Below are 11,557 nucleotides of genomic sequence, written 5' to 3'. Positions count from 1 at the left end.
GACGGTGCCCGCCTAGGGTGCGGCGGCAAGAGATTGCGCCCCCACTCCGACGGACAATCCGCCGATGAATAGACTTTTTCTGTCCCTGCTGCTGTGCGCGGCCACGCCCGCCATGGCCGAAACGATTCTTTCCGAGGCCTCGGGCAACTGGCAGCCCCCAGACATGGCCGCCTATGCCCGCGCCGTTCTCTCTCAGGACGGCGAGGCGCTGCGCCTGCGGATTTATGAAAGCGAGACGCCGGGCGCGACCGATGGCACGCTCGTCCTAGACAATCCCGCCATTGGCACCGCGGCGATGATCGCCGATGGCCGCGCGTGGCTGGAGTTTGACGGTGCCGGCACGCTCTCACTGATGACCCGCGGGATCGACGGCACTGGCCTGATCGTGACGCGTACCGCCATCGCCTCGACATCCGAGGGATTGCTTGTCGTCGGCTATTACCGCGGCCATTTCTCCGCCAAAGCCCAGAACAGCGAAGACGAGCTTCTGAACTGCTACGGAACGGAATGTCCGACCTGCAGCCTCAGCGTCTTCAAAGGCGACCTCCTGCTCTGGGGCGAGCGGATGTCACTTCCCGATCTGCGGAAGCCGGATTTCACGCTCGCCGATTGGCAGGACGCAAAGATCGACGAGATGGGCCTTTGCGAAATCGAACCTTGAAAGGGAAATGAGTAACGATATGCGTCTTTCGCTGCTTCCACTTCTGGCCAGCCTCGCCGGCGCCCTGCCCGCGGCGGCCGACACAATCCTGAGCGACGTGACCGGCAACTGGGCCGCGCCTCAGAACAATGGTTTCTATTACCGCGCCGTGCTCTCTCAGGACGGAGATTACCTGCGGCTGCGCCTCTATGAGGGAATGGCAGCTGATGGCCTGCCAACTGAGCCGACCTTCGACAATCCGAAGATCGCCTATGCCAGCACCCGGCCGGGGGCAAAGGACTGGCTTGAGGTCGCGCCGGACGGCCAGCTTCTTCTGAACGGCCTCACGGTGAACGAAAGCCACGTCTATTCCGATCGCCTGTCGATCCGGCATATGGACAATCAGATCACCGTGATGGGCTTTGCGACCTACAACAACGGCCCTGACGCGGTGGCCTCGATGCCGGACGATCCCTTCACCTGCTGGGGGACGAACTGCTATTCCTGCGTCGCGGACGTCTGGGAAGGCCTGTCGGTGGTCGGCGGCAAGCCGTACACCAGGATCGACGCAGCGTTCGAGGCGATCAATGCCGCGATCTGGACCCCCGACACGATCTATGAACTCGGGCTTTGCCCGGCCCCCGACTGAGGACCACTCATGCGCAGCTTCCTTTCTGTCTCCCTCCTTCTTCTCGGCCTTCCCGCCGCCGCGGGCGAACTGGCCCGGGTCGAGGGCACATGGGCCGATGGTTCAGCCTACACCGCGATCTTGACTGACGAGGGCGAAGATGGGCAGGCACGGATCATGATATATGACCCGGCAAGCGCCCAGGGCGAGGCGGGTGGTGATCCGTGGGTCGACAATCCCGCCCTGACCGGCATCTTCGACGAGGTCGCGATGGAGGCATCCGCCGACGGAACGCTGGTTGTGAAGACCCGTTCGGTGATCCCCGATCAGGTGATCTTCAACGAGATCTTCACCATCGGCCAGTGGGACGGCGAGATCGCGGTCCGGCGCTATCAGATCCTCTTTGGCGATCCGGCCTCGCCCGAGGCCGAACCGGGCCTCTTCTGCGATGCCGATGTGGCGGCGGGCAGGATCACCTGGCCCGATCCCGAGATGCAGCGCGATCCGTCGCTGCCGATGCCCGGCGCGGCGGACATGCGGCTGCAGGACTGGACAATGAACCGGGCCACGTCGGTCGACCCCGGCCTCGGTCTTTGCATCGCTTTTGGCTGAGGGGCGAAAAATTCGCGCGGCACATGTTGGAACGCGCGAATCGTAACGATTGATTAACCTTAAGGTTGCAAGGTGGCCTTGCGAATGAGGCGAAGGCACGAGGGAAAAAGGTTTGTTCTCTTACCCCACCCCCTTCACCCCACCCACCACGGAAGAAGACAGACTGTCGTGGCTCCGTCTCATTCGCTCCCGCCGGGTCGGTCCTTCGACCTTCTGGCGGCTTCTTTCCGAACATGGGTCTGCTCCGGCCGCGCTTCTGGCGCTGCCCGACCTTGCCCGCGCCGCGGGCGTCGAAGGCTATGAACCCTGCCCCGAAGGCGTTGCACTGGCCGAGATGAAGGCAGCGCGCCGTGCCGGCGCCAAGATGATCCTCAAGGGCGATGGCTTCTATCCCGCCGACCTGGCGCGCCTCTCCGACGCGCCGCCGCTTCTATGGGCCTTGGGCGATCCCGGCCTGATGGCGCGGCCGATGGTGGCGCTCGTCGGCGCCAGGAACGCCTCCTCGCTCGGCACCCGGATGGCGCGGCGCCTCGCCGAAGGGCTCGGCGCGGCGGGCGTCGCCGTGGTCTCCGGCCTCGCGCGCGGTATCGACGCCGCCGCCCATGCGGCCTCGGTCGAGACTGGCACCGTCGCGGTACTCGCGGGCGGTGTGGATGTGATCTATCCGGCCGAGAACGCGGGCCTCGCGGGCGCCTTGCACGACAAGGGGCTTCTCCTCTCCGAACAGCCCATGGGCCTTGAACCGCTCGCCCGCCATTTTCCGTTGCGCAACCGCATCATCTCCGGTCTGTCGAAAGCAGTAGTGGTGGTCGAGGCCGCACATGCCTCGGGCAGCCTCATCACCGCGAAATGCGCGCTCGATCAGGGGCGCGAAGTCCTCGCCGTGCCGGGCCACCCATTCGACGGCCGCGCGGGCGGCTGCAACGCGCTGATCCGCGACGGCGCGACTTTGGTGCGCGGGCCGGAGGACGTGCTTGAGGCGCTGGCGCTCGACAAGGTGACCGCAAACGCGCCGCCGCGCCCGCAAGACGACGCAGCGCCTGCCGCGCCCGCACCGGCTCACGACATGCGGGCACTCCACCAGCTGATCCTTGACCGCCTCGGGCCAAGCCCGCTCGCCGAAGACCAGCTTCTGCGCGATCTCTCATTGACCGCCGCCGAAGCGGCACCAGAGCTGCTGACGCTCGAACTCGACGGGCGGATACAGCGGGCGCCGGGGGGGCTCCTGTCCCGGATCTGAGGGGCGGCGCAGCCCCTCGTCGCACCCGTGCGCGCGCTTCTCGGGCGAGGCGAAGACGGCGGGCGTGGCGGGGACGGCGCGTCGCGCCGGAAGAGCCGCTGGCACGCCGCCACGCACCCTCCGCAACCGGCGAAGAGAGCACGAAGGGCTCGATGAGCCGCCCTCCCGGCCGGCTCGCGACCGCATGTCATTGACAGTCCCTTCCCCGCCCCCCATGTTCGCCGCCCATATCGCAAAACCGCTTCGCCCGAGGATCTTATGGCCGTCGTCGTCGTCGAATCTCCTGCCAAGGCCAAGACAATCAACAAATATCTCGGCTCCGACTATACGGTCCTCGCCTCTTACGGCCATGTCCGTGACCTGCCACCTAAGGACGGATCGGTCGATCCCGACGACGGATTCGGCATGACCTGGGAAGTGGCCGCCGACAGCCGCAAGCATGTGCGCGCCATCGCCGAAGCGCTGAAAACCGACGATACGCTCATCCTCGCCACCGACCCCGACCGCGAGGGGGAAGCCATCTCCTGGCATCTGAAGGAAGCGCTGGCCACCAGCCTGAAGAAGGGCAAGACCGTCCGCCGCGTCACCTTCAACGCCATCACCAAGACCGCCGTCACCGAGGCGATGGCCAAGCCGCGCGATGTCGACATGGAACTGGTCGAAGCCTACCTCGCCCGCCGCGCGCTCGATTATCTCGTGGGCTTCAACCTCTCGCCCGTGCTCTGGCGCAAGCTTCCCGGCGCGAAATCCGCCGGCCGGGTCCAGTCGGTCTGCCTCCGCCTCATCGTCGAGCGGGAACTGGAGATCGAAGCCTTCCGCGCCCGCGAATATTGGACGGTCAAAGCACTGCTGAAGACCCCGCGCGGCCAGGACTTCGAGGCACGCCTCACGGTCCTCGGCGGCAAGAAACTGGACAAATACGATATTGCCAATGCCACCGCGGCCGAACTTGCGGTCCAGGCTGTCACATCCCGCACATTGGCGGTCAAACGGGTCGAGGCCAAGCCCGCCGCCCGCAATCCCTACCCGCCTTTCATGACCTCGACGCTGCAACAGGAAGCCAGCCGCAAACATGGCATGGGGGCGAAGGCCACGATGTCGGCTGCCCAACGGCTCTACGAGGCCGGTCACATCACCTATATGCGAACCGATGGCATCGACATGGCGCCCGAGGCGGTGATGGCGGCGCGCGACGAGATCAAGCGCCGCTTCGGCGCCGATTACGTGCCCGACAGCCCGCGCATGTACAAGAACAAGGCCAAGAACGCCCAGGAAGCGCACGAATGTATACGGCCAACCGACATGGCCGCCTCGCCCGAGAAACTCCGCCTCGAAGACGACCAGAAGAAGCTCTACGACCTGATCTGGAAACGCACGATCGCCAGCCAGATGGCCGCGGCGCGGCTGGAACGGACGACGGTCGACGTGGCTAGCCCCGACGGCGAGGTCGAGCTGCGCGCCACCGGCCAGGTTGTGATGTTCGACGGCTTCCTGAAAGTCTATGATGAGGGCCGCGATGACGAGGAGGGCGAGGACAGCGCCCGCCTGCCGCAGATCATGGAAGGCGAGGCGGCCGAAAAACGCACCATCACGCCCGAGCAGCATTTCACCCAGCCACCGCCGCGCTATACCGAGGCGACCTTGGTGAAAAGGATGGAAGAACTGGGGATCGGCCGCCCCTCCACCTATGCCTCGATCGTCACCACGATCCAGGACCGCGACTATGTGCGCAAGGACAAGGGCCGCCTGATCCCCGAAGACAAGGGGCGGCTGGTCACGGCTTTCCTCACCAACTTCTTCCGCCGGTATGTCGAGTATGACTTCACCGCCGATCTGGAGAACGAGCTTGACGAGATCTCGGCGGGCGAGCGGAACTACAAGGAGGTTCTCGCCCGGTTCTGGCGGGATTTCACTGCCGCCATCGCCGAGACATCGGAACTCAGGATCGGCGAAGTCCTTGAAAAGATCGACGATTTCCTTGCGCCTCACCTCTACCCGGCCCGGGCAGATGGTGGCGACCCGCGCCTCTGCCCGACCTGCGGCAAAGGGCGGCTGAACCTCAAGACCGCGCGGTCGGGCGGGGCTTTCATCGGCTGCTCGAACTATCCCGATTGCCGCTACACGCGCCCCATCTCCGCGCCGAACGGCGACGAAGCAGCGGTCGACGGCAAGGTGCTCGGCCAGGACGAAAAGGGAAATGACATCACCGTCCGTGCGGGCCGCTTCGGACCTTATGTCCAGCGCGGCGAGGCGAGCGAGGCCCAGCCCAAGCCCGACCGCACCAGTCTGCCCAAGGGTTGGGGCGCGGATACGATCACGCTCGATCGCGCGCTGGCGCTTCTGGCGCTGCCGCGCGATATCGGCGCCCACCCTGAGGATGGCGCGCTGGTCGAGGCCGGGATCGGCCGCTTCGGGCCTTACGTGAAGCACAATACGACCTATGCGAACATTCCCGATGTCGAGGAGGTTTTCACCATCGGCATGAACCGCGCCGTCGAGGTGTTGGCCCAGAAGGCGGCGCGCGGCGGACGCGGCGGTTCCGCGCCCGCCGCCCTGCGCGAGCTTGGCACCCATCCCGATGGCGGGCCGATCCAGGTGATGGCCGGGCGGTACGGGCCCTATGTCAAATGGGAAAAGGTCAATGCCACCCTGCCCAAGGGCGCTGACCCGGCAACGGTGACGCTTGAGGAAGCGCTTGCCCTGATCGCCGAGAAAGCCGCCAAGGGCGGCAAGAAACCCGCCCGCAAGACGGCCGCCAAGGCGAAGCCTGCGGCCAAGGCCAAGACAACCAAGACCAAGGCTGCAAAAACCGACGCTGCGAAGGGCAAGCCAAAGGCCGCAAAGGCGGCGGCGGATTAGGACCGGGGCAAGGGGCGCGACACGCCTCCCTCCCCTCGCGACAAGGGGTGGCACGCTGCCGCCTGAAGTCAGTGCGGCAGGTCCGGTGCTGCCAGAAGCTTGCGGACCAGTTCGAAACTGTTCCTGACCCCCATCTTGCGGATCATGTTGGCGCGGTGCACTTCGACGGTGCGGTGCGAGCAGGAGAGCGCCTGCGCGATCTCCTTGCTGGTAAAGCCGTTCACCAGGTAGTGGGCAATGCGCTTTTCCGCGCCGGTCAGTGGGCCAAAGGCCGCCTTTTCCTCGGCCGGGCGGTAGGTCCAGATCGCAAGCCTTAGTGGATCGGCCTGGTCGAGCGCCACGCCGCAGCCCTCCATCCATACCACCTGCCCGTCCTTGCGCAGCATGAACCGTTCGTCACGATAAACCGGCTCGGCCTGCAACGCGCGGCGTGCCCGTTCGCCGATCAGCTGATAATCGCTCTGCCCGGGGTAAAGCAGGCGGATCGACTGGCCCTCAAGCTCCGCAGGCGTCCAGCCGAAGAACTCAATGACCCGCAGGCTCGCGCGCAGGATCACCCGGTCGGCAAGGATCAGCGTCGCATCCGGCGCATGCAGGAAAGCCAGCCGTTCATAATCACGCCCCAGCGCGCCGTGCCCGGTTTTCATCGCCAATCTCTACGTATCCATCTACGTATTCTTACGGATGGCAGCGCGCCTGGCAATCCGTCACTTTCACCCCGAAATGCGCGCCGGGCCTCCGGCGGACGGCGACATCGGAAGGAGGATGCCGGTGAAGAAAGTCTACAAGGATGCGACATCCGCGCTGGAAGGCGCGCTGTTTGACGGAATGACGATCGCCGCCGGCGGCTTCGGCCTCTGCGGCATACCGGAACTCCTGATCGCGGCGATCCGCGATGCGGGAACGAAGGACCTGACGATTGCGTCCAACAATGCCGGCGTCGACGGGTTCGGCCTCGGCCAGCTTCTGGCCACCCGGCAGGTGAAGAAGATGATCTCCTCCTACGTGGGCGAGAATGCCGAATTCATGCGCCAGTATCTCAGCGGAGAGCTGGAGCTGGAATTCAACCCGCAAGGCACTCTGGCCGAACGGATGCGGGCGGGCGGCGCTGGCATCCCCGGCTTCTACACCGCGACCGGCGTCGGCACGGTGATCGCCGAGGGCAAGGACCACAAAGACTTCAACGGCCGCACTTATATCCTCGAAACCGGAATCGTCGCCGACCTCTCCATCGTCAAGGCCTGGAAGGCCGACCCATCGGGCAACCTCGTCTTCCGCAAGACCGCGCGCAACTTCAACGCGCCAGCCGCGACCTGCGGCAAGATCTGCGTGGCCGAAGTCGAGGAAATCGTGCCCTTGGGCTCGCTCGACCCTGACAAGATCCACCTGCCCGGCATCTATGTGCACCGGCTGATCGCAGGCGCCCATGAGAAGCGGATCGAGAACCGCACCACCCGCAAGAAGGAGACCGTCTGATGCCCTGGGATCGTGACCAGATGGCCGCCCGCGCGGCCGAAGAACTGCAGGACGGCTGGTATGTGAATTTGGGCATCGGCATCCCGACGCTGGTGGCCAACTATATCCCGAAGGGCGTCGAGGTGACCTTGCAGTCGGAAAACGGCATGCTCGGCATGGGCCCCTTTCCCTACGAGGGCGAGGAAGACCCGGACCTGATCAACGCGGGCAAGCAGACGATCACCGAACTGCCGCAAACCGCCTATTTCGACAGCGCCCAGTCCTTCGCGATGATCCGCGGCGGCAAGATCGCCATGGCGATCCTCGGCGGCATGGAGGTTTCTGAAACCGGAGACCTCGCCAACTGGATGATCCCCGGCAAGCTCGTCAAGGGCATGGGCGGCGCGATGGACCTAGTGGCAGGCGTCGGTCGCGTGGTCGTCGTCATGGACCACACGTCGAAACACGGGGAATCGAAGGTGCTGAAAGCCTGCACCCTGCCCCTGACCGGCAAGGGCGTGGTGAACCGCATCATCACCAACCTCGGCGTCCTCGATGTCGTCCCGGGCGGGCTGAAGATCGTCCAACTCGCCGACGGCGTCACCGAAGCAGACTTGCGCGCCGCGACCGAGGCCACGATCGTCGGCTGACCTTCTTTCTTTCGTTTGCAAATATCCCGGGGGAGCGCGAGGGGGCAGCGCCCCCTCGCACGGATCGGCCCGCGCCCCGCGCGGGTCGAAATTGGGCGGCGATTGTAAGAAATTCCGAAACAACTCCATAAAGCTGCCCCAATCTGTCTCTAGCTCCTTCATGAATGATGAGCAGAGACTTTCCAGGCCCCGGACCGCTGCTGCCGCGCCCCCCTTCGCGGGCGCGCGACCGGCTCCTTGTCGCCGGTCTCCTCATCCTTCTCACCATCGGACTTCTCGGCGTCAGCCGTGGCACCGACTGGGCAGAGATCGGCCGGGTCGCCGCCCGGCTCACCCTGGACAATATCGCGCTCCTCCTCGCGCTCTCGCTTCTGAACTACTTCTTGCGCGCCGTACGCTGGCAGGTCTTCTCGCGCGCGCTCCGGCTTCAGGTTCCGGCCCGCACCGGGCTCCTGCATTATTTCGGCGGCTTCGCCATGAGCGTGACCCCGGGCAAGATCGGCGAGCTGGTTCGCTTGCGCTGGCTCGCCCGGGCCGCGAACGCACCGGTTGAGCGGGCCGCGCCCGCCGCCCTCGGCGACCGCGCCTTCGACCTCGCGGCAATGGCGCTCCTCCTCTCCACCGCCCTTCCCTTCGCGATCCGCATTCCGGGCGCGCCCGCCATCGCGCTTCTGGCGCTCGGCTCCGCCGCCGCCGCCACCCACCCGCGCCTCCTCGCTACGCTCGTCGGCCTCGCCTACCGCCTGAGCGGCCGCCGCTTCCCGCGGCTCACGGCGCGTCTCCGCCGCGCGGCGCTCTCGCTCGGCGCCTTCGGCGCGCCATCTGTCTTGATAGGCGCGCTTTGCCTCGGCCTCGCGGGCTGGCTCGCGGAAATCTGGGCCTTTCATCTTCTCCTCGGCTGGCTCGGCGCCGAGGTGGGTTTTGCGACCGCGCTCGCGATCTTCGTCTTCTCGACGCTCGCGGGCGGGCTCACTGGCGCGCCGGGCGGGCTTGGCGGGGCCGAAGCCGCGATGGTCGCGCTCATCACGGTCGCGGGCGTTCCGCTGCCCGCCGCCATCGCCGCGACTGCGCTGATCCGTTTCACGACCCTCTGGTTCGCCGTCCTCCTCGGCCTCATGGCCTTCCCTTTCGCGGAACGGGGCGGACGCACGACCGGAGGTTAGAAGGGGCTGACATGATTTGGAAAGACACGACCTATAGGGGCTGGGGCCGCGCGCTGACGGCGAAAGGCGCGCTGGCGCGGCCGGAACGGCAGGCGGCGCTTACCTCACTCCTCGCCGAAGGGCTCCTGCCCGCGATCGGCAACCGCCGGTCGTATGGCGACGCCGCCCTGAATTCTGACGGCCGCGCCATCGACATGACGCGGCTCGACCGGTTCCTGTCCTTCGACGCGGATACCGGCCTTCTCGAGGTCGAGGCGGGCGCCATGATCGGCGATATCGCCGCCCGCTTCGCGCCCCTTGGCTGGCTGCCCGCGGTGATGCCCGGCACCGGCTTTGCCACCGTCGGTGGCTGCATCGCCCAGGATGTGCATGGCAAGAACCACCATCACATGGGTTCCTTCTGCCAGCATGTGATCTCGATCCGCATCCGCACCCATAAAGGCGTGCAAGAGGCGGGGCCGGAGAAGAACGCCGAACTCTTCCGCGCCACCGCAGGCGGCCTTGGCCAGACCGGTGTGATCCTTTCGGCCAGGCTGCGGCTCATCCCCTGCAAGGGCGACGTGATGGTGGTGACCGAACGGCGGATCGAGGGCTGGGAGGATTTCCTCGCCCATCTCGACCGGTCGGAAGCGACCTATACCGTCGGCTGGATCGACGCGACCGCGACCGGCGCTTCACTCGGGCGCGGCATTCTGGAAGAGGGCGAGACCGGCGCGGGCCTGGTGCCGAAGCGTGTCAAGTACCGCAAGGTCCCGTTCGAGGCGCCGCACTTCGCTCTCTCGGCACCAATCGTGCGAGCCTTCAATCAGCTCTATTATCGCCGGGTCCCGGTCTCGGGCCGAACTTTGGTGAAGCCGATCTCGGACTTCTTCTTCCCGCTCGACAAGATCCACGACTGGAACCGGCTTTATGGGAAGCGCGGTTTTCATCAGTTCCAGTGCGTGGTGCCGATCGCCTCGGCGCCTGCGCTCAGGGACATGATGGAAAAGATCTCCACCTCGGGCCTCGCCTCGCCGCTCGCTGTCCTCAAACGCATGGGGCCGGGGCGCGCGGGTCATCTTTCCTTCCCGATGGAGGGCTACACCCTTGCCGTCGATTTCCCGAACCGGGCAGAGGCGCGTGAGCTGATCGGGCGGCTAGAGGCCCTGACGGCGGCAGCCGGTGGCAGGCTTTATTTCGCCAAGGACGGGCTCGCGGGGCCAGACAGCATGGCGGCGATGTATCCCGAACTCGCCGATTGGCGCAAACAAGTGAAGAAGGCCGACCCCGAGGGGCGGCTTGCGACCGACATGGTGCGGCGCCTGAGATTGAGGGACGTGGCATGAGCACCACCATGAAGCAGACCTGGATCATCCTCGGGGCCACCTCCTCGATGGCGCGGGCCTTCGCCCGCAAACAGGCGGCAGAAGGCGCCGCCGTCCTTCTCGCCGGACGCGACATGGACGATCTGAACCTGCTGGCCGAAGATTGCCGCCTGCGCGGCGCCCGGCTCGCCGAAGCCCTTGCCTTCGATGCGCGCCACCCCGATGGTTTCGAGGCCCTCATCGCACGGATGGACGCAGAGGAGGGCGTGCTGAACGCCGCCGTCTTCGTAGGCTCCATGCCGCCACAGGCGGACATCGACGCCGACCCTGCGCTGATCGACGGCACGGTCACCGACAGTTTCACCGGTCCCGCCCGTTTCCTGCAGCTGCTCGCGCCGAAGATGGAAGCGCGCGGCGGCGGCACGGTGGTGGGCGTCGGTTCGGTCGCGGGCGACCGGGGGCGGCTTGGCAATTACGTCTACGGTGCCGCAAAGGCAGGCTTTCACACCTATCTCTCGGGTCTTCGCAATCGCCTCACGCGCGCAGGGGGGCACGTGGTGACGGTGAAACCCGGCTTCGTCGATACGTCGATGACCTGGGGCCTGCCCGGCATGTTCCTCGTCGCCTCGCCCGAGAAGGTGGCCGACGATATCGCGCGCGCGGTCAGGAAGCGGCGGAACGTGATCTACACGCCGTTCTTCTGGCGCTTCATCATGCTGATCATCATCCATGTGCCGGAGATGATCTTCAAGAAAATGAAGATCTGAACACCGGCCCGCCTTCCGTTTCTCCCGGGTTCAGCTAGCGGCGGCGATCTGCATGAGGCACATAGGGATCGACGTAGGTCAACTCCGCCGCATGACCGATTGCCTGTGCGACAGACGCCAACCCTCTCGCAACCCCTCTTGCCAGTGACAGGGCAAATGACAGGCAAGCTCTCGCATGGCCTCGGGCCGGACTGTACCAGTAGTGCCACAGAGAGACAGGCCAGCTGTCGGTATGATGA

The 11,557-nt window shown here is 65.9% G+C and carries 11 protein-coding genes; 10 read left to right on the top strand and 1 reads right to left on the bottom strand.

Annotation, left to right across the window (positions count from 1 at the left end):
* The first annotated feature begins 64 nt into the window (after positions 1 to 64).
* The 5 genes from OU426_RS09165 (at position 65) to topA (ending at position 5,979) form a co-directional block, all read left to right on the top strand.
* Entirely contained in the window at positions 65 to 661 is a 597-nt protein-coding gene (locus tag OU426_RS09165; protein ID WP_267633638.1) for a hypothetical protein, read from the top strand.
* A 19-nt stretch (positions 662 to 680) separates the two neighbouring features.
* Complete coding sequence (locus tag OU426_RS09160) at positions 681 to 1,289, top strand: hypothetical protein (RefSeq protein WP_267633637.1); 609 nt, start codon at positions 681 to 683, stop codon at positions 1,287 to 1,289.
* Between the two features lie 9 nt (positions 1,290 to 1,298).
* Entirely contained in the window at positions 1,299 to 1,880 is a 582-nt protein-coding gene (locus OU426_RS09155) for a hypothetical protein (RefSeq protein ID WP_267633636.1), read from the top strand.
* 112 nt (positions 1,881 to 1,992) lie between these two features.
* Positions 1,993 to 3,120 (top strand): DNA-processing protein DprA, encoded by a 1,128-nt coding sequence (gene dprA / locus OU426_RS09150; protein WP_267633635.1) that lies wholly within the window; start codon positions 1,993 to 1,995, stop codon positions 3,118 to 3,120.
* A gap of 258 nt (positions 3,121 to 3,378) precedes the next feature.
* Entirely contained in the window at positions 3,379 to 5,979 is a 2,601-nt protein-coding gene (gene topA / locus OU426_RS09145; protein ID WP_267633634.1) for a type I DNA topoisomerase, read from the top strand.
* A gap of 68 nt (positions 5,980 to 6,047) precedes the next feature.
* Here the strand turns inward: topA and OU426_RS09140 are convergent, their stop codons facing one another.
* Positions 6,048 to 6,626 carry a LuxR C-terminal-related transcriptional regulator gene (locus OU426_RS09140; RefSeq protein WP_267633633.1) on the bottom strand — a complete coding sequence of 193 codons (579 nt, stop codon included), beginning with the start codon at positions 6,624 to 6,626 and terminating at the stop codon, positions 6,048 to 6,050.
* 124 nt (positions 6,627 to 6,750) lie between these two features.
* Between OU426_RS09140 and OU426_RS09135 the strand changes: the two genes are divergently transcribed.
* The 5 genes from OU426_RS09135 (at position 6,751) to OU426_RS09115 (ending at position 11,318) form a co-directional block, all read left to right on the top strand.
* Positions 6,751 to 7,455: a CoA transferase subunit A gene (locus OU426_RS09135; RefSeq protein ID WP_267633632.1), complete on the top strand. Its 705-nt coding sequence runs from the start codon at positions 6,751 to 6,753 to the stop codon at positions 7,453 to 7,455.
* Positions 7,455 to 8,084, top strand: a complete 630-nt coding sequence (locus tag OU426_RS09130) for a 3-oxoacid CoA-transferase subunit B (RefSeq protein WP_267633631.1) — start codon at positions 7,455 to 7,457, stop codon at positions 8,082 to 8,084. The genes OU426_RS09135 and OU426_RS09130 overlap by 1 nt, the downstream gene beginning before the upstream one ends.
* A 167-nt stretch (positions 8,085 to 8,251) precedes the next feature.
* A complete protein-coding gene (locus OU426_RS09125; RefSeq protein ID WP_267633630.1) occupies positions 8,252 to 9,247 on the top strand; it encodes a lysylphosphatidylglycerol synthase transmembrane domain-containing protein in 996 nt (331 codons plus the stop codon).
* An 11-nt stretch (positions 9,248 to 9,258) separates the two neighbouring features.
* A complete protein-coding gene (locus OU426_RS09120; protein WP_267633629.1) occupies positions 9,259 to 10,572 on the top strand; it encodes an FAD-binding protein in 1,314 nt (437 codons plus the stop codon).
* Entirely contained in the window at positions 10,569 to 11,318 is a 750-nt protein-coding gene (locus OU426_RS09115) for an SDR family NAD(P)-dependent oxidoreductase (protein WP_267633628.1), read from the top strand. The genes OU426_RS09120 and OU426_RS09115 overlap by 4 nt, the downstream gene beginning before the upstream one ends.
* The last annotated feature ends 239 nt before the right edge of the window (positions 11,319 to 11,557 follow it).

It is taken from the genome of Frigidibacter sp. RF13, assembly GCF_026626305.1.
Classification (GTDB): domain Bacteria; phylum Pseudomonadota; class Alphaproteobacteria; order Rhodobacterales; family Rhodobacteraceae; genus TMP-24.
The sequence above is the reverse complement of the archived record's forward strand: the minus strand, read 5'-3'. Positions and strand labels throughout refer to the sequence as shown.